Annotated in this window: 22 protein-coding genes and 1 pseudogene; 9 read left to right on the forward strand and 14 right to left on the reverse strand. The window is 66.7% G+C overall.

Translation table 11 applies throughout. The features are described 5' to 3' along the window. Window positions 1-7: 7 nt before the first annotated feature. The 4 genes from GV792_RS12190 to GV792_RS12205 all read right to left on the reverse strand — a co-directional run bounded on the left by GV792_RS12190 (window position 8) and on the right by GV792_RS12205 (window position 4,615). Complete coding sequence (locus tag GV792_RS12190) at window positions 8-727, reverse strand: DUF1906 domain-containing protein (RefSeq protein ID WP_163824176.1); 720 nt, start codon at window positions 725-727, stop codon at window positions 8-10. Between the two features lie 247 nt (window positions 728-974). Continuing rightward, entirely contained in the window at window positions 975-2,117 is a 1,143-nt protein-coding gene (locus tag GV792_RS12195) for a hypothetical protein (protein WP_163824177.1), read from the reverse strand. A gap of 268 nt (window positions 2,118-2,385) precedes the next feature. Further along, a complete protein-coding gene (locus GV792_RS12200) occupies window positions 2,386-3,015 on the reverse strand; it encodes a CHAP domain-containing protein (protein ID WP_163824178.1) in 630 nt (209 codons plus the stop codon). Window positions 3,016-3,172: 157 nt separating this feature from the next. Then, window positions 3,173-4,615 carry an MFS transporter gene (locus tag GV792_RS12205; RefSeq protein WP_163824179.1) on the reverse strand — a complete coding sequence of 481 codons (1,443 nt, stop codon included), beginning with the start codon at window positions 4,613-4,615 and terminating at the stop codon, window positions 3,173-3,175. Window positions 4,616-4,690: 75 nt separating this feature from the next. Between GV792_RS12205 and GV792_RS12210 the strand changes: the two genes are divergently transcribed. The 5 genes from GV792_RS12210 to GV792_RS12230 all read left to right on the forward strand — a co-directional run bounded on the left by GV792_RS12210 (window position 4,691) and on the right by GV792_RS12230 (window position 8,958). Then, complete coding sequence (locus GV792_RS12210; protein ID WP_163824180.1) at window positions 4,691-5,170, forward strand: MarR family winged helix-turn-helix transcriptional regulator; 480 nt, start codon at window positions 4,691-4,693, stop codon at window positions 5,168-5,170. Between the two features lie 102 nt (window positions 5,171-5,272). Beyond that, a complete protein-coding gene (locus GV792_RS12215) occupies window positions 5,273-5,923 on the forward strand; it encodes an ABC transporter permease (RefSeq protein WP_163824220.1) in 651 nt (216 codons plus the stop codon). After that, the gene (locus GV792_RS12220) at window positions 5,916-7,088 is read left to right on the forward strand and encodes an ABC transporter ATP-binding protein (RefSeq protein ID WP_163824181.1); all 1,173 of its coding nucleotides are present in this window, start codon (window positions 5,916-5,918) and stop codon (window positions 7,086-7,088) included. The genes GV792_RS12215 and GV792_RS12220 overlap by 8 nt, the downstream gene beginning before the upstream one ends. 8 nt (window positions 7,089-7,096) lie before the next feature. After that, a complete protein-coding gene (locus GV792_RS12225; RefSeq protein ID WP_375154372.1) occupies window positions 7,097-7,873 on the forward strand; it encodes an ABC transporter permease in 777 nt (258 codons plus the stop codon). A 140-nt stretch (window positions 7,874-8,013) separates the two neighbouring features. After that, window positions 8,014-8,958: a glycine betaine ABC transporter substrate-binding protein gene (locus tag GV792_RS12230; protein WP_309139102.1), complete on the forward strand. Its 945-nt coding sequence runs from the start codon at window positions 8,014-8,016 to the stop codon at window positions 8,956-8,958. 122 nt (window positions 8,959-9,080) lie between these two features. Here the strand turns inward: GV792_RS12230 and GV792_RS12235 are convergent, their stop codons facing one another. Then, window positions 9,081-9,530: a MarR family winged helix-turn-helix transcriptional regulator gene (locus tag GV792_RS12235; RefSeq protein ID WP_163824183.1), complete on the reverse strand. Its 450-nt coding sequence runs from the start codon at window positions 9,528-9,530 to the stop codon at window positions 9,081-9,083. Window positions 9,531-9,603: 73 nt separating this feature from the next. Here GV792_RS12235 and GV792_RS12240 point away from each other — a divergent pair, with 73 nt between their 5' ends. Further along, window positions 9,604-10,140: a MarR family transcriptional regulator gene (locus GV792_RS12240; RefSeq protein ID WP_256670505.1), complete on the forward strand. Its 537-nt coding sequence runs from the start codon at window positions 9,604-9,606 to the stop codon at window positions 10,138-10,140. Window positions 10,141-10,356: 216 nt separating this feature from the next. Here GV792_RS12240 and GV792_RS12245 read toward each other — a convergent pair whose 3' ends face one another. Both GV792_RS12245 and GV792_RS12250 read right to left on the reverse strand, forming a co-directional pair. Next, window positions 10,357-10,845 carry an FBP domain-containing protein gene (locus tag GV792_RS12245; RefSeq protein WP_163824184.1) on the reverse strand — a complete coding sequence of 163 codons (489 nt, stop codon included), beginning with the start codon at window positions 10,843-10,845 and terminating at the stop codon, window positions 10,357-10,359. 92 nt (window positions 10,846-10,937) lie between these two features. After that, complete coding sequence (locus tag GV792_RS12250; protein WP_309138700.1) at window positions 10,938-11,483, reverse strand: GNAT family N-acetyltransferase; 546 nt, start codon at window positions 11,481-11,483, stop codon at window positions 10,938-10,940. Window positions 11,484-11,626: 143 nt separating this feature from the next. Between GV792_RS12250 and GV792_RS12255 the strand changes: the two genes are divergently transcribed. Next, a complete protein-coding gene (locus GV792_RS12255; RefSeq protein WP_175584266.1) occupies window positions 11,627-12,391 on the forward strand; it encodes a hypothetical protein in 765 nt (254 codons plus the stop codon). Window positions 12,392-12,517: 126 nt separating this feature from the next. Then, on the forward strand, window positions 12,518-13,549 hold the full coding sequence (locus tag GV792_RS12260; RefSeq protein ID WP_163824185.1) for an alpha/beta hydrolase: 1,032 nt from the start codon (window positions 12,518-12,520) through the stop codon (window positions 13,547-13,549). Window positions 13,550-13,565: 16 nt separating this feature from the next. Here GV792_RS12260 and GV792_RS12265 read toward each other — a convergent pair whose 3' ends face one another. From GV792_RS12265 to GV792_RS12285, 5 genes are all read right to left on the reverse strand, one after another. Beyond that, window positions 13,566-13,778: a helix-hairpin-helix domain-containing protein gene (locus tag GV792_RS12265; protein ID WP_163824186.1), complete on the reverse strand. Its 213-nt coding sequence runs from the start codon at window positions 13,776-13,778 to the stop codon at window positions 13,566-13,568. Window positions 13,779-13,859: 81 nt separating this feature from the next. After that, a complete protein-coding gene (locus tag GV792_RS12270; protein ID WP_163824187.1) occupies window positions 13,860-14,741 on the reverse strand; it encodes a hypothetical protein in 882 nt (293 codons plus the stop codon). A 230-nt stretch (window positions 14,742-14,971) separates the two neighbouring features. Further along, complete coding sequence (locus GV792_RS12275) at window positions 14,972-15,487, reverse strand: carboxymuconolactone decarboxylase family protein (protein WP_163824188.1); 516 nt, start codon at window positions 15,485-15,487, stop codon at window positions 14,972-14,974. A gap of 25 nt (window positions 15,488-15,512) precedes the next feature. Beyond that, window positions 15,513-15,941, reverse strand: coding sequence for a DoxX family protein (locus GV792_RS12280; protein WP_163824189.1), 429 nt, complete (start codon window positions 15,939-15,941; stop codon window positions 15,513-15,515). 39 nt (window positions 15,942-15,980) lie between these two features. Next, window positions 15,981-17,150 carry a serine hydrolase domain-containing protein gene (locus tag GV792_RS12285; protein WP_163824190.1) on the reverse strand — a complete coding sequence of 390 codons (1,170 nt, stop codon included), beginning with the start codon at window positions 17,148-17,150 and terminating at the stop codon, window positions 15,981-15,983. A gap of 291 nt (window positions 17,151-17,441) precedes the next feature. Between GV792_RS12285 and GV792_RS12290 the strand changes: the two genes are divergently transcribed. Beyond that, window positions 17,442-18,320: a sigma-70 family RNA polymerase sigma factor gene (locus tag GV792_RS12290; RefSeq protein ID WP_163824191.1), complete on the forward strand. Its 879-nt coding sequence runs from the start codon at window positions 17,442-17,444 to the stop codon at window positions 18,318-18,320. A gap of 27 nt (window positions 18,321-18,347) precedes the next feature. On the opposite strand, the gene GV792_RS12295 is transcribed toward GV792_RS12290, so the two are convergent. Both GV792_RS12295 and GV792_RS12300 read right to left on the reverse strand, forming a co-directional pair. Beyond that, entirely contained in the window at window positions 18,348-19,913 is a 1,566-nt protein-coding gene (locus GV792_RS12295; protein ID WP_256671707.1) for an alpha/beta hydrolase, read from the reverse strand. Window positions 19,914-20,197: 284 nt separating this feature from the next. Then, window positions 20,198-21,446 (reverse strand): annotated as a pseudogene (locus GV792_RS12300) (hypothetical protein); the annotation flags it as partial.

Here is a 21,446-nt window from a genome sequence, read left to right on the forward strand (position 1 = left end):
CCGGTGGCTACCAGGCCCCGTATTCGGCGATGAGGACGTTGTTGAGGTCGACGCCGATGCCGTCGATGGTGCGGTCGTCGATCTCGAATTGGTGCAGATGCGCCGCGGCATTCACATGCCCCTCCGGCGTACCCCAATCATGCTGCCAGTACCAGGAACCCAGGCCCGCGGCGACGGCGAGGTCGATGGTGGGCGAGTTCGCGTAGACGCCGGTGTTCTCCCGGCCGACGACGGCATGCCAGCCGAGCAGATAGGGCGCGATCATGGTGGCGAAATCGGCGGCGGAGGGGTTGTCGTCGATCGACGCGTAGATCGGCGCGCCTTCGGGGCCACCGGCCGCCATATGCAGTTCCAGGCCGCGTTCGGCGTGCCGCTTGCCCGCTTCCAGGCCGCCGCGCCAGTCGGCGGTTGGACCCTTGCCGAACTGATAGCAGGACACGATCTTCAGTCCGGCCGCATTCAGGTTCTCGACTTCGGAGGCGAGCAGCGGCTTGCCTTCCATCCATTCCGCGCCGGGACGACGGTCGGAAACGTAGCGAATGACACCGATATGGCCCGCATCGCGGATGGCGGCGGCGGAGGGGACTCCGGCGGCGTAATCGACGAGGGTGCCGAGGGAATCGGCGCCCGCGCGTGGCGCTGTGAGGACGGGGGCTCCGAGGGAACCGACCACGGCCGCGGCAGCCGCGTAGCCGAACAGATCACGCCGGGACAGAGATGAACGCATCGCAGGACTCCTTCGCGCCCCCCAGCCGACCCAACTGTGTTCAATTCGTGCCGATCGCGGCGCCCTCCGTGGTTTACGCTCCGCTGCCGCCTCCGGGCGCGTCGCTCACGACACAGCGTGCCCGGCGCACCTTCCCCAAGTGTCACTCGCGCGCCGGGGGCCTCGAACGTAAACTCATTTCACCACATTCACATGCGAATCGCCAGACCCACTGGGCACTCTCATCACTCGTGCCACAGCAGGGTGTTCACACGCTGCCGTCGATGCGCGCGGCCACGTCGATCGTGCGGCCTGCCGGGTCGGCCAGCTCCTTGCGCACAACCTGCGCGACCTGTGCGATCACCTGTTTGCGGATACCGGCCAGCACGCCGAGAGTGGCCGCACGCATGCCGACCGCACGGAATTCGAGCCGGATGTCACTGCGGTCCGGCGGTGGCACGTCGATGACGATCAGCAGCGGATCCGCCGCCCGTGCCGTGAGGACCAGCGGTATACGCACGTCGGCGCGGTAGCGATTGGCTTTGAGCACATCGACGGTGATATCGAGCCACACCGGTAGCAACAGATCGAAGGTGACATCGGAATGGTCGGGATCGGGGCGCGGCCGTTCGGTGAGTTCTGGCAGTCGGACGGCGCCGCGCACGGTCACCGTCGCCGAGTCACGCGGCCCGGTGCGGAACGGCCCCACCTCGATCGGACGACCCGACAGGCCTTGTACCACGTCGAATACCCGCTCACGGGTGACGATCAGCGGGAAGAAGCGGTGGCCGAATTCGTCGTAGCCGATCCACTCGAATTCGCGGGCTCCGCGATGCTTCGACGGCACGCCGGCGACCATCGATTCCACGTCGAAGATCCGGGAGCTCCGCGCCTGCGGGTCGGCGAGCAGGGCGTTGACCCGGTTGGCGATCTCCCGCTGGAGGACACCGGCGATCGGATCCAACAGCCATTCACCGGCGGTGTCCACGGCCTGTGCCCGCAACACCACGCTGACGTCGGCGGGTCTGATGGGCGGAATATCGATGACGATGAGCAGCGGCGCCGCGGTGCGGGCGTGCAGGGTCATATCGATGGCGACGACCGTCTCCAGGCGCAGTTTCTTCCCGCCGAGCAGCACTTTCACCGACAGCGAGACCGGAACCCGCATCTCGAAGGTGACGTGCGGGCCACGGCGGACCACCACCGGGCGACCCACCTTGCCCTCGGCAACCAGACCGGCCAAACCGGCAGGCCCCACGGAGAACGGGCCGAATTTCATGCCTGTGCCCGCGATGCCCGCGACCGCCGCCTCGATCCGGTCGGTCGTCACCGCATGGGTGACGAAACGTTCGCCGAATTCGGCGTAGTCGATCCAGGGCGGATCCTTGCGCGCTTGCTCTATCGGCTGCATCAGACGTTCCGAGACCCTCACCTCCAACGGACTGTTCGACACGGTACGCGATGTGGGTGTCTACCAGACCGCATGTTGGTGACGGCCATGTCGTGAGATGAATGATCCCCGTCCTGCCGATGAGGGGACAGCAGGACAGGGATCGGCGGCGGCGCTGCCGGGCGCCTCCGGGGTACATGCTAGGCGCCGAAACCCCGTCCGACGAGCCCCTTGATGTGCGAGAAGCGGTTTCGGAGCTTCTCGGGCCACTGCTGGCTCGGCCAACTGATCAGATCCGGCCATAACCAACCACACCGGGGACTTCGGCGAGGGTGAATCGGTGGATGCGCACCGTGCCGAACTCATTACCACCGATGGTGGTGACCACACCGTTCTCGGAGCTCAACACGATATTGGTGTGCTGAGTGAAGGGGCTGCTATCGCTGTAGAGCAGGACGTCACCGGCGCGCGGTTGATATTCGGCATCGATCGGAACGAATCGCCCGGCGGACTCGTAGTACTCCTGCAGCGTGTACACCCCCGGGATGCGCCACGACCCCGAATGCGGATTCGACAGCGGCGCTCCCGCTTCCCGCATGACCCAGCTGACGAAGTCGGCGCACCACGGTTCGGTGATGCCGTCGGCATACTTCGGCCCGTCTCCCGGATCACTGAACTCCCGCTCCAGCACGGCCACAACCTGCGCCTGTTGCGGTGTCAGAGCCGAGGTATCGATCTCAGGGAACCGTCCGAGCGATTCCCCCACGACCGCGCCGCCCGGACTCCGCTCCTGCCACCAGCGGACACCGGCCAGGCTCGCGACGACCAGCGCGATGATCACCGCGCCGACCACTACCCATCCAACAGGACCGAGGCCGCGCCTGCGCGTCCGAACCCCTGTGACTCCCCGCTCCGCCATCTCGGCTCCATTCGTCCCCGGGCTCCACACGATGCCCTACTTGATTGGACGTTCGACACGGCGCTTCGGTTCCCCGGCCCGCGAGACCAGGACGACCGAACGCGTCGGCGGCGGGCCCGAACAGCCCCGCCGCCAACACGTTCGGTCGGTCTGTGCGCTATGTGGAGACCTCGGCCTTCGCCTTGTTCCCCATCGGGATCAGGGCGGTCAACACGATCGCCACGACCGCAGCCGCCACCGAGATGAGGAACGCGGTATGGAAGCCATCGCGTGCGGGCAGCGAGTGCCCTGCCAGCGTGATGGTCATATTGGCCAGCACCACACTCATCACCGCCGCCGACGTGGAGGTTCCGATAGAGCGCATCAGCGAGTTGAGACCATTTGCCGCGGCGGTCTCGCTGATCGGCACCGCGCCCATGATCAGTGCGGGCATCGCGGCGTAGGCCAGACCGACACCCCCGGCAACGATCACTCCGGCAAGGGCGATCTGCCACACGCTGTTCATCATCACCAATGCGCACAGATAGCCGATGCCGATGACGGCCGACCCGACGGCCAGGGTGAACTTCGGCCCGCGCGCGGCCGATAGCCGCGCAGACACCGGCGACAACAGCATCATCACCAGCCCGCCGGGTGCCATCGCCAGACCCGCCTGCACCATGGACAGCCCGAAGCCGTATCCGGTCGCCTCCGGCGCCATCAGCAGCTGCGGGAAGGTAAGCGACATACCGTAGAGCGCGAATCCGACCGCCACCGACGCGATATTGGTGAACAGCACCCGCGGCCGCGCCGACACCCGCAAATCCACCAGTGGCGAACGCTGACGCAACTCGAACGCACCCCAGCCGAGGAACACCAGCACCGAGACGGCGAACAGGCTCAGGATCGAGGCACTACCCCAACCCCAGTCGGCACCCTTGCTGATCGCGATCAGCAAGGCCAGCAGGGCGATCGACAGCCCCGCCGCGCCGCCGAAATCGAAACGTCCGGGTGTGCGTACCGGCGACTCCGGTACGAAAGCGATCACCGCGACCAAGCAGAGCAGGCCGAGACCGGCCGAAATCCAGAACAGCACATGCCAGTCGGCGTTCTGCGCGACGAAGGCCGAGAACGGCATCCCGATCGCACCGCCGACACCGAGCGTCGCGCTGATGGTCGCCATGGCCGCACCCACCCGCTCCGGTGGTAGCTCATCGCGAATGATGCTGATGCCGAGCGGAATCGCACCGACCGCCATACCTTGCAGTGAGCGGCCGATGATTGCCGGGAGCAGCGCGGTGGACAGCGCACAGATGATCGATCCGATGATCACGGCACCCAGATTCACGAACAGCACCCGGCGCTTGCCGAACATATCGCCGAGCCGGCCGCTGATCGGGGTGGATATCGCACCGGCCAGCAGCGTCGCGGTGACGACCCAGGCCGCGTTGGACGCGGAGGTGTCCAGGTAGGTCGGCAGCGACGGAATGATCGGGATGACCAGCGTCTGCATCAGCGAGACGACGACACCCACCGTCGAGAGTGTCGCAATGAGGACAGCGGGCGCGGGTGTGCGCCGGTTGTCGGTCGTGTTCGACGACACGTCGGCTACAGCGGTCATGAATGTGTACGATACATATTATGTGTATGGTGCACAATTTGGATTTCGCGTGACACGCGCGACATAGTGGTGGCCATGTCCGATTCGGGTGATTTCGGTTCGGCGGCGGAAAAGCCGCTGTCAGGGCTGTCGTTCGAGCTGACCCTGCTGTCCCGCCACACCCCCGCGTCGCGCCATCCCCGCTTTCAGCTGGACCGTTCGGCGTTTCTGATCCTGACCCGGCTCGACCTCGGCTGCCCGTTGAGCCTGCGCGAACTGGCCGAAGCCCTGCGCCTGGACATCTCGACGGTGAACCGGCAGGTCGGTGCGATGCTCGATCAAGGGTTGGTCGAGCGCGTACCCGATCCGGATGGTGGCGTAGCCCGCAAAGTCCGTCCGAGCGACAAGGGCCGGGAACTGCTCGACGCCGACCGCACCGTCGGCCGCGACGGCATCGGCCGAGTGGTCGCCGATTGGCCCGCCGCGGACGTCGAGCAGTTACACCAGCTCATCAGCCGGTTCAACCAGTCGGTGGAACGCCTCGAAGGCAATCCCTGGCCGCGGCCCAGCTCCTGACCGCACACGCGAATCACGCACCGAGACCGTCGAATACCGCGCGGCGCACGGCCCGGTCGATACACTGACCGCGACGCCGAGGGATTCGGGGAGGCGGAAACTCTGGACACGCTGTGGACTTTCGTGGTGAACCGGCGGCACCAGCTGCTCACCGACTCCTACCTGCATGTATCTGCCGTCGTGCAATCGGTGGTGCTTGGTGCGATCGTCGCAGTGGCGATCGGTGTCGTTGTTTATCGCAGTCCACTGGGGTCGTCGGTGGCCACCGCCGCGGCGAGCACCATTCTCACGATTCCCTCATTCGCACTGCTCGGCTTGCTGATTCCGCTGCTCGGACTCGGTGTCGCACCGACCATCACCGCGATGGTGCTCTACGCGTTGCTGCCGATCCTGCGAAACACCATCGTCGGGCTCGCCGCGGTCGACCCGGCGATCACCGACGCGGCTCGCGGGGTCGGAATGAACCGGCTGCGGGTGCTGGCCCGCATCGAACTTCCGCTGGCCTGGCCTGCCATCCTCACCGGAATCCGCATCAGCACCCAGATGCTCATGGGCATCCTCGCCATCGCGGCCTACGCCAAAGGGCCGGGGCTCGGCAACCTGATCCTGTCCGGCCTGTCCAGGCTCGGCACGCCGAACGCGGTGCCACAGGCCCTGACCGGCACCGTACTCATCGTGGTGTTGGCGCTGGTGCTGGACGGCCTGCTGCTGCTCCTCGGCCGATTCACCACGTCGAAAGGGATCCGTGTCTGACTCCGAACCCGTGTCCGGCGTCGAGATCGTCCTCGACTCGGTCACCAAACGCTATGGCGACCAGCAGCAACCGGCGGTTGACAATGTCAGCATGACAATCCCGGCCGGCGAGATCGTCGTCCTGGTCGGGCCGTCGGGCTGCGGTAAGACCACGACCATGCGGATGATCAACCGGTTGATCGAACCGACCTCGGGCACCATCACCATTGGCGGCAAGGACGCGCTGTCCATTGATCCCGACCACTTGCGCCGCGGGATCGGCTATTCCATCCAGCAGGCCGGGCTGTTCCCGCATATGACCGTCGCCAGGAACATCGCGACCGTGCCTGGTCTGATCGGCTGGGACCGTAAGCGGATCGCGGCACGTACCGACGAAATGCTCGACCTGGTTGGACTTGATCCGGATACCTACCGCAGCCGGTATCCGCGCCAGCTCTCCGGCGGCCAGCAACAGCGGGTCGGGGTGGCACGGGCGCTGGCGGCCGATCCGCCGGTGCTGTTGATGGACGAACCATTCGGCGCGGTCGATCCGATCACGCGTGGGCTGTTGCAGGACGAGCTGATGCGGTTGCAATCGGAACTGCGCAAGACGATCGTTTTCGTCACCCACGATTTCACCGAGGCCGTCAAACTCGGTGATCGAATCGCGGTGCTGGGCAATCGGTCCCGCATCCTGCAATACGATACTCCGGCAGCGATCCTTGCCGATCCGGCCGACGACACCGTCGCCGGATTCGTCGGCGCCGACGCTTCGCTCAAACAGCTCACCCTCACCAGGGTCCGCGATGTGGACCTCGGCTCCTGCCCGACCGCGGCCGAGGACGAGCGGGTCGACCGGCTGCGCCACGAACTGGGCGGCCGCGACTGGCCGTTGGCGCTCATCCTGGACCAGCAGCAACGCCCGGTGCGCTGGGTGTCGGCCACGCAGCTCGTGCACACGGATTCGTTGCACGGCGTGGGAAGTCCGGTAGGCCAACTGGTTTCGCTGCAATCGACCTTGCAGGATGCGCTCGAAGCGCTGCTCGCGGACAGTACGGCGACGGCGGTGGTCACCGGGCGACGCGGTGAGTACGCCGGGCTGATCACCATCGACACGCTGGTCGGGCACCTGTCGCAGATGCGGGCCGCGCACGCGCCCGGGATGGCTGGAGGTCGCCGGCCGTGACTGCATCGGTGACCACATCCGTGGCCGGACGCCCGACCTCCCCCGCGACTCAACGACGGGCCGAGCGACTGCGGCTGTTGGTCCAGCCGGCGCTGGTGGTGATACTGGCCGCAGGCGTGCTGATCTGGGCATTCAACCGTGACCTGACGATCACCCAGCAAGCCGGTCTCAATGCGTCGAATATCGCGAAGGTGACCTGGCAGCATGTACTGATCACGGCGACGGTGGTGTTGATCGTGGTGGCGCTGGCGGTCCCACTGGGCACGCTGTTGTCGCGGCCGCGCTACCGGAAGCTGGCACCGTTCTTCGTCGGTATCGCGAATATCGGCGCCGCCGCCCCCGCCATCGGCCTGATCGTGCTGTTCTATCTGGTCACCAAGACCACCGGGTTCTGGATCGGCGTGGCCCCGATCGCCTTCTATTCGCTACTTCCGGTGCTGCGCAACACGATTCTCGGCTATCAACAGGTGGATAGAACGATCATCGATGCCGGTCGCGGGCAGGGCATGTCGACGCTGACGGTATTGCGCCGCATCGAATTCCCGCTCGCCGTGCCCTATATCCTGGCCGGTCTACGGACCTCACTTGTGCTCGCGGTCGGCACCGCGACCTTGTCGTTCCTGGTGAGTGCCGGTGGCCTCGGCATCCTCATCGATACCGGCTACAAGTTGCGCGACAACGTAACTCTCGTCGTCGGTGCGGTCCTCGCGGTCGCCCTCGCGCTGCTGGTCGACTGGCTGGGTGCGCTTGCCGAAGAATTCCTCGGGCCACGGGGGTTGCGATGAGCGCCCGCCTCGCATCACCGGATACCCCTGGGCGTCCGGCCGCGTGGGCGGGTTCTGCATATCGCGGACAGCCGACGGTATATACAGGCAGATTACACCGGTCCGCCGGCGCCGCGCCTGCTCGGCTGACGCTGCTGGTGGTGGCTGTACTGCTGCTGATCACCGGCTGCGGACTGGAAGCGGGGAGCGCGGTGCCACTGCGGGTCGGCCCCGGCAGTATTCAACCCGTTCCCGCGCTGAAGGGCGTGCCGATCACGGTGGGGTCCAAGGACTTCACCGAGCAGAACATTCTCGGCTATCTCATCGAATTCGCCATGGTCGCGGCCGGCGCCGACGTGCGGGACCTGACCAATATCCAAGGCTCGAACAGCCTGCGCGACGCGCAGCTGCACGGCCAGATCGATATCGCCTACGACTACACCGGCACGGGCTGGATGAACTATCTCGGCAACGAGACCCCCGTCCCAGGTGAGCTCGCCCAGTTCGACGCCGTCCGCGACGCCGACCTGACCGACCACGACATCGCCTGGGCAGCCATGGCACCGATGAACAACACCTACGCGCTGGTCACCAATGCGGCCACCGCCGCCGAAACGGGTGTGCGCACCCTGTCCGACTATGCCCGCCTGGTCGCCACCGACCCGGGCCGGGCGCCCACCTGCGTGGGGACCGAATTCAATGTCCGCCAGGACGGATTCCCTGGTATGGCACGCAAATACGGTATCGATAACGACGCCGTACCCAAGCGCCTCGTCCAGGACGCCCTCGTCTACACCTCCGTCGCCGACGGTCGCCAATGCAGTTTCGGCTCCGTCGCCGCCACCGACGGTCGCATCCCCTCCCTCGGCCTCATCCTCCTCGACGACGATCAGCACTTCTTCCCCACCTACAACGCGGCTCTGGTCATGCGCCGCGATTTCGCCGAAGCCCACCCCGAAGTCATCACCGTCATGGAAACCATCTCCGCCCTCCTCACCAACGAAACCATCACCGAGCTCAACCGCCAGGTCGATGTCGACGGCCGCGAACCCTCAGAGGTCGCCCGCGACTGGCTGGTCGCCGAGGGATTCGTCACCGAGGGGTGATCGCTTACCTGGGCGGTGCCTTTCAGTTGCCGGTTGCGCTGCACACCTCACATGTCGGTCGCGCGCGGTGCCATGGGCTCCAGTTGCATTCGCGCCTGGGCGGCGCGACGCCGACAACTCGATCAAGCCTGGTCACCGCCAGATGTACCGGCCCCCTTCCTCTGCATTCCCGCGACGAATCGGGTGAGTAGGTCAGCGAATTGGGTGCGTTCGGGCGCCGTCCAGGTGTGCATGGCGGAGGTGAAGGCGTCGATGCGGCGTTGGTGGGCGGAGTGAAGAGCGGAACGGCCGGTGGGGGTTACCGCGAGTAGGGAGCGGCGGCCGTCGGATTGGTCGGCGATGCGTTCGATGTAGCCGGCGTCGACAGCGGCGGCGACGAGGCGGCTGGCGCGGGGGCGGTCGACGGCGAGGGCGTCGGCGACGGTGGAGACGGTGGGTTGAGTGGTCGCCGCGACCACGTCGAGGACGTCGAAGGCCTGGCCTGCGGGTTCACCCTGAGGGGCCAGGGTGCGGCGGGTCTGACGGCGGCGGATCTCCACCATGGCGCGTTCGACTCGCTCTACGTCGTTCATAGCGAAATGGTAGCTCCATACATCCGGTTGTAATATGACAACTAAATCGCCAACCTACGGAAAGAGGCTCCTCATGCGCTACCTGCTCTGCGCTTTGGCCGTACTCACACTCACGGCCTGCGCATCGCCACCCCCGGAATCGAGTTCGACCACCACTCCCCCGGCGTCCTCCGGCTCCGATCAGGACCGCATGATCGGCTTCCGACTCAAACGACTGGATCAGCTGATCGAGACCACCTTCGATCGACTGCTCGGCAACGCCGGACTGAACCGCCGTGAATGGCAAACGCTCAACGTCATCAGCCGCCGCCCAGTCGACGAAATCCAGCTCACCGATGCTCTGCGCCCATTCTGGGAAGCCAACGGCGAGAAGGTTTCCGGCGTGGTCGACAGCTTGTCGGCCCGTGGCTGGATCAACCGCGATGCCGATGGGCGGTACACGTTGACCGCCGCCGGACATGATGCCCACGCGGCCGCGGCGACGGAGGTCGGCAGCCTGCGCGACCTCATGGCCCAGGACGTCAGCGCCGAGGAGTTCACGCAGATGATGGACGTGCTGCAACGCATGACCGTCAACCTGGAGAATGGCGCGGCGCCGTCCGGCAATTGAGCCGATCTCCCTCAGCCCACAGATGAGAGCCGCCTGCTCCCGAGGACTTCCCTACGAACGACACGGCCCGTTCATCCAGACCTTCTCGACCGAAGAGCAATCCTGTGCATCCCGAGTTCTGTTGTAAAGCTTCAGAACTCGGGATGCGGCGGACTGGTTCTCTGATGTCGGCCCATGGCATCTACCTCCTTCGACGTCGTGTCGGTCATGGATTGATCAGCTGGAGAGCCGGGAGATGAACGCGCTCAAGTTCTCTCGGACTCGTTCGATCTTTTCCTCGGTGCTGAGGTCCTCGCGATAGCGACTGCCGAGGGCGGGCCGCTTCTTGCCGCGCGCATACAGCGAGCACGCCAGATCGGTGCACATGTAGGTGCCGACCGAATTACCGCGCCGGCCCGATTCACCCGCCTTGTGCGCGGTCAGCAGCGAGACGCCGCCGCCGGTGTGCGTGGTGAGGCAGATCGTGCACATCTGGGCGCGGCCGGATCCACCGGTCTCATAGCGGAACGCGACGCCGACGAGCCGATCGTCACCGGGCGCGACGAAATAGCAGCGTCCGGGAAACGACGGGTCGCTCCAGCCGAGAAAATCGAGATCGTCCCATGGCCGCTGGTCCAGGTCGCGAGGGACGGGTAATCGCTTGGCTTCTCCTTTGGAACAGTTGATGAACGACGACCTGATGTCGCGTTCGGTGATGGGTTGCATGGTGGCGCTCCCTTCGGGTCGTTGATCGACAAACCGAAGAGACGTTAGGGGACCGCACCGCGACGGACAACCGGTTTTCACACCGAGCGGTGTCAGTCGGTGCTGGTCACCGGTCGTTCGAAGCTCAGCGCGACGAGAAGTTGTCCCGACGGGGTTGCCGTCTCCTTCGGCTCGCCCACCTGCACGAATCCCGCCTTCACCAGGGCACGGCACGAGGCGGCGTTCTCCGGGACCGTACGCGCTTCCAGCATCGTGATCCCCACATCTCGCGCAGCCGAAGCGACCGCGGACACCGCTGCGGGCACCGCACCGCGACCGCGTCCCCACGGCGCCAACCAGAACCCGGCCTCGGCGCGGTCACCGCGCACATCGAACACCACGATGCTGCCGAGCAGTTCGTCGGTCGCGGCGTCGGCGATAGCGAGCACCGCCAGCGAACCGTCGGCCAGTCCGTCGGCGATCACACCGTCGATCTGTTCGCGCACGATCCCGGGGGTGTACTCCGGAAGCGGCAGATGCCCATACCGTTTCACATCCTCGTCCTCGGCCCCGCGCGCGAACGCTTCGGCGTCGGCGTGACGCAATTGCCGGACCCGTACGCCGTGCCGGTCACGAGGGAGGGCGTCGACCAATCTCACAATCGCATGCCTTTCACGAGTTCTGTTCGCTGCCGACGATACTCAGCGCCCTGTGTGCGCAGGCCACGCGAAATCGACAGATCAGCACAGCTGTGTGGTTACACTCGGGCGGCACAGGTATCCACTGACAAAGGCGGTGGCTCATGGCGTTCGCCAGGTCGATATCGGTGCTCGGTGCGGCGCTCACGCTGACACTGACCGGCTGCGGATCGTCCAGCGACGACACCGGGCCCGCCACCCAGCTGGCCACCACGACCCAGGCGGGACCGGCGGCCCAGTCGGCGCCGGACAGCACGAGTCCGTCTGCGACCACAGCCCAGACCACCACGGCTTCCGACTCAGCGACCGAAGTCATCTCCCTGACCGCCGTCGATGCCGCGGGCAAGCCCACCGACGGGTTCACCGTGACCAGCCCCGACCCCTTCGGCACCCTCAACTGCCGCGACGCCACCGCGAGCTTCTCGGCCACCACCGCGAACATCTACCACTGCGGCGCTTCCGCCGACGCCGCCGATGTCTGCTGGCCGACGCCGGCGATGAACGAACTGCTGTGCGCCAACGACCCGTGGAAGCGTGAACTCCGCCGCTACACCGTCGACCCGCCGCTCGAGCCCATCGACGCCACCGAGGCGCCCGAACCCTGGGCCCTCGAACTCGCCGATGGACGGCACTGCCGGATCCGCGTCGGCGGAGCGTGGGGCGGCCGGTCCGATGGCATGGTCGGCGCGTATTCCTGCACGGGCGGCTCCGAGGTCGTATTGCAGGCCGCCGACGCCCGCACTTCGATCGACAAGTCCTCGGACACCTGGCAGGTCGCCATGGGTGAGCTCGGGGCGGGCGAACCGGAGTTCCCGCCGCCCACGATGGTCGACGTGCGCACCGCCTATTTCGCCGCCACAGCGAACTGACCGCAACCGCCTGCGGTGGAACGCCGTGGTTCGGTAACGTCCCGACACAGGACCGACCGAGCACCACGGATGCACCGACCACGAACAGGCGGGAAATCAGTGAAGCTACGAATCCGAACTATCGTCATGACCGGCTGCCTGGCAGCCATGGCGGCGATTGCCCCGGTCAGCGCGCAAGCGGCGCCGTCCAACGATCCGATCGTCAGCTCCGGCGCCCTGCTCGCCAGCCCTGTCGCACCGAACGGATCGCGGATCACCGGGGTCCGCATCGCAGACGACCGCAATGTGAAATTGCAGGTGTACTCCACCGCGATGGGACGCGAGATCTCCGTCTCGGTGCAGCGGCCGCGTGACGCGAGCCAACCCCGCCCGGTGCTGTATCTGCTCAACGGCGCCGACGGCGGCGAAGGCACGGCGAACTGGGTGAACCGTGCACCGGACGCGCTGACCTTCCTCGGCGACAAGGACGTCAACGTCGTCCAGCCGATCGGCGGCGCGTGGAGCTACTACACCGACTGGCGCGCCCCCGACCCCGTGCTGGGGGTCAACGAATGGAAAACGTTCCTCACCCGGGAACTGCCACCACTGATCGATGCTGCCCTCGGCACCAATGGTCTGAACGCGATTGCCGGTCTGTCCACGTCGGGCACCTCGGTGCTGAACCTGCCCATCGCCGCACCCGGTCTGTACCGAGCCGCCGCTGCGTATAGCGGCTGCGCGCAGACCAGCGACCCCTTCGGACGCGAAGCCGTCCGGCTCAGTGTCGAGGTGTGGGGCGGCGGCAACGTCGAGAACATGTACGGCCCGCCGAACGACCCGCTCTGGGTGGAGAACGACCCGTACGTCAACGCCGAAGGCCTACGTGGCCTCGAACTCTTCATCTCCTCCGGCACCGGCCTGCCCGGCCCATACGACACCCTCAACGGTCCCTACGCTCTCCCCGGTATCGACGGCCTGGCCAACCAGGTCGCGATCGGCGGCCTCATCGAAGCGGCTACCAACTACTGCTCCCACAATCTCGCCGCCCGCCTCGACCAACTCGGTATCCCCGCCACCGTCGACTTCCCCCCGGTCGGCACCCATTCCTGGGGTTACTGGCGCGACGCGCTCATCCACTCGTGGCCGGTACTGGCGCGCGGGCTCCAATTACCGGCGTGATCGCCGCGTGGCTCATTCACTCGCCCGCGAACGATATCCCGTGGTTCTGAAGCGCCTCGTCGAGAACGCGGGCAGCCTTGGGGCCGAACCCGTGCAGGGCCAAGAGTTCGGCGCGGGTGTGGGTGGCGAGTTCGGCGAGGGTGGTGATGCCTGCGCCGTGCAACGCTCGAGTGGCAGGCTTGCCGATCGAGGTGGGTAGGTCGCCGGATTCCTGAGCCCGAGTCGTCACCGGCACAGACTACGACCGGCCTCCGACAGTGATGTGGAAGCCGGCTGCGTAGCCGTATCGACCCGGGTACCGAGCCGCGATCTATTTCTCGCCACCAAGAATGGGGCCGGGCACACTCTGTGGCTGCACCACAATGCCCTGGGGAGCAGGCGCAACCTGCGGCTGCACCACGACGCCTCGGGGAGCAGGCGCGACCTGTGGCTGAATGGCACGGTCTTCAGGTGCCGGCCCCGTACCCGTCCGCGGCTGCATCATCGTGCCCTCGGGGACCGGTGCGACCCGCGGCTGAACCACCGCGCCCTGGGGAACGGGTCCGGGTGCGACCCACGGTTCGGGCCCATTGCCCGGCATCGGCGCACCCGACGGCGGCGACTGTGGAGCATCTACGGGCCGTCCCCGCGGTGCATCCGCCACCCCGGGTTGCGGCCCGTGCCCGGGCTGCATCTGCATACCGGACGGCTTCTGCTCGACCGGAGCCGTGACGCATGTGTCGCCGCCCGAGGCAGCCGCCGGCGATTCATCGGATCCGCCGGTGATCAACATTGTGCCCACCACCAACGTGGCAGCGATGGCTCCAAGAGCCGCGGCCGTTGCGGCCAGCTTCTTCAGCGGCGACGGCTCGCTGAACGGCATCAACGTCGGTTCCGCTGGAGGATCGTCGCCGGGCCCGAGCGGCATCAGCATGTTTTCCTCGCGGCGTTTCAATTCGGCGTCATATGCGTCGAACGCATCCTTGGCCATCATGTAGTTCCACGATGCGGCATTCTGGGCAGCACGTAACCTCTCGATGTCGTCCTCTAGCTCATCACGCAGTTCCGGATACTCACCGATCAGACCGTTGAGCCGAGCCCGCTCCCTGGCCGCTTCCTCCCACGCGGACTCATACTTCTCCATATCGCGGGCCTTGTTGTCCCGGTAGCGGACGAGATCGTCGTATTCGTACTCTTCGATTCCGATGGGCATGACATTCCGTTTCGTTCGATATCGCCGACCTTTTCGGCCGGCACGGGAAACGTATGTCCGGACCACCATCGTGCGCGTCCGTGTGAACACCGCGGAACCCTCCGTGGCAGCACGGTGGTGCGCCAGTGCGACTCTGCGCAGCGATGCCGAACGCGGAAAGTGGCCACGACAGGCTGCCGCCGCGGACGGAGTGGCCAACTCCATCCGCGGCCGAGACCTCCACCTGATGGTCAGTCCGCGACGGGCGTCCACTGCTCGGCGGGCGGGCGGCCGGGCAGCGGCTTGCCGATCACAGCCAGCGCCACGAAGAAGTTCACTTGGCCGATGGCCATCGCGAGGGTGGCAATGGCCTTGTCGTTGTAGTGCTCGGCGGCGCGGGCGTACAGCTCATCCGACACCCGCTCGCCGTGCGGCGAGGGCTGTGCGATGGCTTCCGCGAGCGCGAGGGCCGCACACTCGGCGGCGGTGAAATACGGGGCGTCCTGCCAGGTGGCCACGGCGGCGATGCGTTCCTCGGATTCCCCGGCGGCGCGGAGATTGCCCGTGTGCAGAGCGACGAGGTAGGTGCTGCCGACGATCTGCCCTATCCGCAGCTGGACCAGGCTGATCGTGGTTCTGGGAACGGTCCCGTTTCCGGTGGCCTTGAACAGCGCCGCTCCGACTTCTGCGAGTTCGGGAACGAGCTGCTGTGGATTGCGCAGCCGGGATTCGGTGCGCTCCTGCGTGGCGGTCGAGTTGTTCGACATGATTTCTTCCTTCTCTCAGGGTTGATCAGACGTATTGGGGACGACGTCCGGAGGCGGCGAACTTCTGCATCGCGGCAGCGGTATCGCCCTGTGGCAGCCAGGCGCGAGCCGCCAGTGCGCACGCGGCGAACATGGCGGGCATGGCCCACTTATCGGCACCGTCACCGACCGCGATATGCGAGGCGGCGGCACCGCCGTAGACGAAGACCAGGCCGGCGTAGGCCCACTCCTTTGTCCGCGGATGCCCGGGGGTGAGGATCGCGGCGAGCGCGGCGGCTTTGGCGGTACCGAGCACTGTGGCGAAGTACATCGGGTAGCCGAGATGATCGAATGCTTCACGGACGTAAGAGATCCGGGCGAGGTCCCAGTACGAGCCGACCGCGGTTTCGGCCAGCACTGCGGTGACGGGAATCCAACGTGCGAGCTTCAGCGCACGGGTGCTGCGAGTAGTCATGTCTTGTACTCCTGTTGAGGCGTTGAGCTGGGTTGTGAGTCAGGCGGCGAGCGTCTGCCTGACGTCGGCGGCAGCGCGATGGACGGCGGCAGCCAATCGGGCGTTCTCCGGCGCATTGAAGGCGAAAGCCGCCCGGCGGCGGGTGTACCCATAGGTGAGCGCGCTGTGCGGGTCGACGAATCCGTCCGAACCCGCCGATCCCGCGTGTCCGAAGGCGTGCACGCCGAGGAACTGGTAAAGCAATCCCTTGGCTTCGAAGCCGAGCGAATAGGGCGCTTGGCCGCGTACCAAATCTGTCCCGCTGGAATGGATTTCCGAGATCACCTCGATGGTGCCGAGCGACAACAAAGGTGGTCGGCCGTCGACCCCCGATACCGCCGCCGCGTACATTCGCGCCAATCCGTGCGCACTGCCCACGCCGCCGGCCGAGGCCTGGCCGAGCCGGCGCAGCTGCCTATCGTTGGGCAGTGCCATCACATCCGCGGCGGTGAACCCACGGGCATTGAGGTTGTAGGAGATTCCCGCCATCCCGTTGGGGTTGGGTGAATTCGCCGCGAAGGCCGCTTCCCTCTCGGGGATCGCATGCCACGGCAAGATGGGCAGGTAGCGGTGGTCCAGTTCCTCCGGCAGGCCGAGGTACACATCCAGCCCGTATGGCGCACGGATCCGCTGTTCGAACAGCTGCTGCACCGTGCTTCCGGTGACCGCGCGCACCACTTCGCCGAGGATCGCGTACATGACGAACCCGCCGTACCCGTGCGCGGTGCGCGGTGCGAAGTAGGGTCGCTGCCCGACCAATCGTTCGGCGACGACTCGTTCGTCAGCGAGTTCGGCGACGGTGAATCCGCCACCCGCGCCGACGATTCCGGACCGGTGCACCAGCACATCGCGGACAGTGATGTGCTCCTTGCCCGCCGTGCCGAACTCCGGCCAGTAATGGGCGACGGTGCGGTCGATATCGAGGACGCCGTCCTGGATCAGCATCGCCATCACCAAGCCCGCGGCGCCTTTGCTCGACGAGTGCAGCCCGGTCAGCGTGGTGCCGGTGACCTCGGGCCCCGACCACAGATCGACGACCTGCCGCCCACCAAGGTAGGCGGCCAACTGGGCACCGGACTGCTCGTTCTCCTCCTCGACAGCGGCGATGAACTCCTCGCGCACCTGCTCGAAACCTTCGGCGACGGTGCCATGGACCTCGATCTTGCTCATGGTGTTTCCCTTCGGTGGCGGCCGGGGTTCGAGTTGCGGTAGCCGCTGCGGATCGTCTTCTGGTGCACTGACGTACGGCCGCCGAGAAACGTGACCGCAAGACGCAAAGCCGCAGGTGAACAGGGTTACGGACCGGATTGGAGTGCTGACTTGTGCGCCGTCGGTCCCGCCGCGCCGGTTCGATGGCCGAGCGAGGCCGGGCCCGTGGGATGGGCGCACGCGAGCAGTACGGTCACGTTTGCCGTCGCCGGTTCGTCATCGGTATGAAGGATTGATCCAGAGGAGGACCCGGTGAACGATGAGCAATTCCTGGCGGACCGGTTCGAGGAGCACCGCACACACCTGCGGTCGGTCGCGTATCGGATGCTCGGCTCGGTCACCGACGCCGATGACGCGGTGCAGGAGGCGTGGCTTCGCCTGGCACGCACCGACACCTCCGATGTCGGCAATCTCGGCGGCTGGTTGACCACAGTGGTCGGACGGGTCTGCTTGGACATGCTGCGCACGCGTAAGGTCCGGCAGGAAGAGCCGCTGGAGATCGAGAACCTGCCCGATCCGGTGGTCGGCGCTCCGTCCGGACCTGATCCGGAACACGAAGCGCTGCTTGCCGATTCGGTGGGGCTGGCGTTGCTGGTGGTGTTGGATTCACTGAGTCCCGCCGAGCGGCTGGCCTTCGTGCTGCACGATATGTTCGCCGTGCCCTACGAGCAGATCGCTCCGATCGTCGACCGTACGCCGCAGACCGCCAAGAAGCTGGCCAGCCAGGCCCGCCGCCGCATCCAGGGCGAAGTGCCGTCCCCTGATACCGACCTGCCCCGTCAGCGTCGCGTCGTGGACGCTTTCCTCGCGGCCGCCCGCGATGGGGAATTCGACGAATTGGTGCGCATCCTCGACCCCGACGTCGTGTTGAGGGCCGATACAGGCGACCTGCGCGTCATCCGCGGACGCACCCTCGTCGCCGGACAGGCCGAGACGTTCCGCCGCATGGCCACCCTGTGCATCACGCACCCCGCGGTCATCAACGGCGGCGCCGGGCTCGTCAACACCATCGACGGTGCGCCCTTCTCGATCATGAGCTTCACCGTCGTGGGGGACCGCATTTCCGCGATCGACATTCTGTCCGATCGAGAGCGTCTTGCCGGGCTGGATTTGACCGCTGTTCTCGGATAGGGCCAGTCGGTGTGGGCCACCGCCGGATCAGTCGAACGGCGACTTGTCGATGGAGCACCCGGTGTTCTTCGGTGGCAGCTGCCCGGTGAACAGATAGTCCCGTTTGACCTGCTCGGCGCAACTGCTCGGCACATACATGCTGCTGTGGCCCGCACCCTCGATCACCACCACCTGCGCGTCGGCCAGCTGCGCGGCTCCGGCGTACGCACCTGCCATCGGTGTCGCCGGGTCGTACCTGGTGTTGAGCACCAGGATCGGCGCGGCGGTGCGACGGTTCCAGGGCCCGGTGTACCGATCGGCGTCGCGGCCCTGCCAGAACGCGCAGGTGGCGCTGCTGAACACGGCGACTCGCCCGAAGTACGGCACCCGCTGGTCCTCCGCTACGGCCGCACCGCTGTACACGCCGGGGTCGGTCGGGACCGCGCTGTCACTGCATTGGATCGCGTGGTACGCCTCGGTGCGATTCCCCGAATACGACCTATCCCGTGCCACGGGTAGCAGGCCGGGCACGGTGGTGCCCGCCTCGAACAGCCGCTGCAGCAGTACCGCGAGATCCGGGTAATTCGACGACTGCGACAGACTCGCTGCGGCACCGACTACCGAGGCGTACGTCCATGCCTGCCCGTCGAGCCGGATCGGGGCCAGTCGCGCACGTTCCGCCAACGCGATCCACGTGAGCTTCGGGTCCCCCGCGGAGAACGCACACCGCGGTCCGGCTTCCGAACACTGCCGCAGGAAGGCGTCGAAGGTGGCGGCGATCCCGGCGGCGACGTTCTGGCGCGCATCGAGCGGAACCGTCGCACCTTGCGTCCCATGACCATTGACATTGCCTTCGAAGTCCATCGACCCGTCGAACGCCATTGCCCGCACCCGGCTCGGGAACATATTCGCGTAGATCGCGCCGACCTGTGTTCCGTACGAAATGCCGTGATAAGTGAGCTTCTCATCGCCGACCGCACGGCGCAGCAGGTCGAGGTCGCGCGCGGTATCAGCGGTGGAAGTGTGATCCAGGATAGGCCCCGCATGCTGGCGGCACCGATCAGCAAAATCCTTGGACCAGGCGAAGAATTCGGCCTCATCCCCCGCCGAGGTCGGCAGTTCGGGCATGGACCCGAGGAATCCCACCTGCTCGTCTTCATTCGCGAAGCAGTTCACCGGCGCACTCTGCCCGACCCCACGCGGATCCCAGGAAACCACATCGAACCGCGCCCGCAATTCCTCCGAGAACAACCAGGGCCATCGACCCCGCTCCCGCAGCCGGTCCACCCCAGACGGACCCGGCCCACCGAAGTTGACGAACAGAGTTCCGATCCGCCGCTCGGGATCGGACGCGGGCAGCTTGATCACCGCCAATTCGATCTGCTCGCCGCCTGGCTGGTTGTAGTCCAAGGGCACCTGCGCCGAGGAGCATTGGAATCCCTCCGCGCAGTCGGCCCAGTGCAGCGCAGGTGTTCGCGCCCCTTCGGCCAGCCGGTCGATGAAAGGATCGGCGTGCGGCTCCGCCGAAGCCGGTGCGGGTGTACCCAGTACGCCGATCGCGACCACCAGCGCGGAAGCCGCGGTCCGAATCCAGCGAGAACTGTTGGTTCCCAACCTCAGAACCAACGAAAAGCCCTCCTGTGCACCCGATCACCGAACCAGGTGATCCTGTCACACTTCGACGACACCGCCATTGCGGTCTTCGTCACGGCCGGGAACCCCGACGCGCTCGCACAGAGATCTGTACCTGTCGAGACATCGCGGTAAGCGTCGATCCTGAGCCGCAACACGGGTCAACGACTCCGTGACTGCTCCCCGCCTTCGACAGCGTCCTCCGACGGCACAGCCGGCGCCGGAGCACACGGGCGTTCACCGCGCAGCGGGCGGCCGAACGGAGCCTACGAACCCGACGACGATCCGCCACCCGGACAGAACGAACCCGTGCACGGCATCTCCGTCTCCCCGGGAAGGGTCTGCCAGGTGAGGTGGACTACGCCATTGGATTTTCCGGTGCCCGAAGTCCCCTGGTAATAGCGGACGTCCGTCGCACCGGATTCGGCGAAGGAGCGTCCCCCGCCGCCACCACCACCGCCGCCCGAGCCACTCAGGAAGCTCGCGCCGTGCCCACGGCCGCCGCCGTTGTATCCGCCACCGCCGCCACCACCGGCTCCGCCTTGGGAGCTGCTCGCCGGGGCGTCCGTGCCATGCCCACCGTGCTTGGAGCTGTTGCATCCACGGCCGGGTGGGCGCCCGCCGCAGCCGCCGGAGCCGCCGTCGGTGACATCGGTATTGGCGTCGCCGCTGTTGCCGTCGTGGGCCGGGTTTCCGCCCGCGCCGCCATCACCGCCCGCACCGTCGCTCGCACCGCTGTTACCACCGGCACCGCCACCACCACCGGCCACGACCAGGTAGCGCTTACCCACCGGGGCGTGGACGCCGCATGCGCTCATCGTCGACTCGACCGCGGTGGACCCACCGCCCCCGGCGCCGGAGGCCGCGCCCGAGCCAGGGGCCGTCCCGTGCCTGCCGCCGTGGCCGTCACCGAATCCGCCGTTGTCGTGGCCCCACTGCCCGACAGTCACGGCCAACTCGGTCCCCGGAGTCACCGCGACCGTCGCCGTCACGCCCCCACCGGCGCCACCGATTCCGGTATCGCCGAAATGCCCGCCGCCTCCGCCGACCGCATCGACGGTCACCGACGTGACACCCGAAGGAACGCAGAAGAATTCGGTGTGGCCGCGGTACTCGAAGGTCTGGTAGCCGATCTTTCCGGTCGTGATGATCACCGACCCGTTGCCAGCTTCTGTGCTGGCGCTGAAGGTGAAGTCGCGCACTCGACTCTCGTCGACGTGGGACAGTCCGCCGCCACCGCCGTCGCCGCCACCGTTCAGGTTCTGTCCGCTGCCGAGCTTGCCGCCCTTGCCTGCCTGATAGCCGCCACCACCCCCGCCACCGGCGCCGCCGGGCGCATACGGCGGCGTACTCCCACCAGACGCGCCTGCTTCGCCGTGCGTGGTGTGCAGACATCCGCCGCACGTTTCGGGTCCGGAGCTGTTGCCGCCAACGGCACCGGCCCCGGCCGGGTTGCCGCCGTTTCCACCCTCGCCACCTCGCCCACCGTTGCCCTCATGTGAGGAACCACCACCC

It is taken from the genome of Nocardia cyriacigeorgica (assembly GCF_010868145.1).
GTDB lineage: Bacteria > Actinomycetota > Actinomycetes > Mycobacteriales > Mycobacteriaceae > Nocardia > Nocardia cyriacigeorgica_D.

Coding starts and splice junctions, on each gene's coding strand:
- GV792_RS12190 (WP_163824176.1), bottom strand. CDS start 727: ATGCGTTCATCTCTGTCCCGGCGTGATCTGTTCGGCTACGCGGCTGCC.
- GV792_RS12195 (WP_163824177.1), bottom strand. CDS start 2,117: ATGCAGCCGATAGAGCAAGCGCGCAAGGATCCGCCCTGGATCGACTAC.
- GV792_RS12200 (WP_163824178.1), bottom strand. CDS start 3,015: ATGGCGGAGCGGGGAGTCACAGGGGTTCGGACGCGCAGGCGCGGCCTC.
- GV792_RS12205 (WP_163824179.1), bottom strand. CDS start 4,615: ATGACCGCTGTAGCCGACGTGTCGTCGAACACGACCGACAACCGGCGC.
- GV792_RS12210 (WP_163824180.1), top strand. CDS start 4,691: ATGTCCGATTCGGGTGATTTCGGTTCGGCGGCGGAAAAGCCGCTGTCA.
- GV792_RS12235 (WP_163824183.1), bottom strand. CDS start 9,530: ATGAACGACGTAGAGCGAGTCGAACGCGCCATGGTGGAGATCCGCCGC.
- GV792_RS12240 (WP_256670505.1), top strand. CDS start 9,604: ATGCGCTACCTGCTCTGCGCTTTGGCCGTACTCACACTCACGGCCTGC.
- GV792_RS12245 (WP_163824184.1), bottom strand. CDS start 10,845: ATGCAACCCATCACCGAACGCGACATCAGGTCGTCGTTCATCAACTGT.
- GV792_RS12255 (WP_175584266.1), top strand. CDS start 11,627: ATGGCGTTCGCCAGGTCGATATCGGTGCTCGGTGCGGCGCTCACGCTG.
- GV792_RS12260 (WP_163824185.1), top strand. CDS start 12,518: ATGACCGGCTGCCTGGCAGCCATGGCGGCGATTGCCCCGGTCAGCGCG.
- GV792_RS12270 (WP_163824187.1), bottom strand. CDS start 14,741: ATGCCCATCGGAATCGAAGAGTACGAATACGACGATCTCGTCCGCTAC.
- GV792_RS12275 (WP_163824188.1), bottom strand. CDS start 15,487: ATGTCGAACAACTCGACCGCCACGCAGGAGCGCACCGAATCCCGGCTG.
- GV792_RS12280 (WP_163824189.1), bottom strand. CDS start 15,941: ATGACTACTCGCAGCACCCGTGCGCTGAAGCTCGCACGTTGGATTCCC.
- GV792_RS12285 (WP_163824190.1), bottom strand. CDS start 17,150: ATGAGCAAGATCGAGGTCCATGGCACCGTCGCCGAAGGTTTCGAGCAG.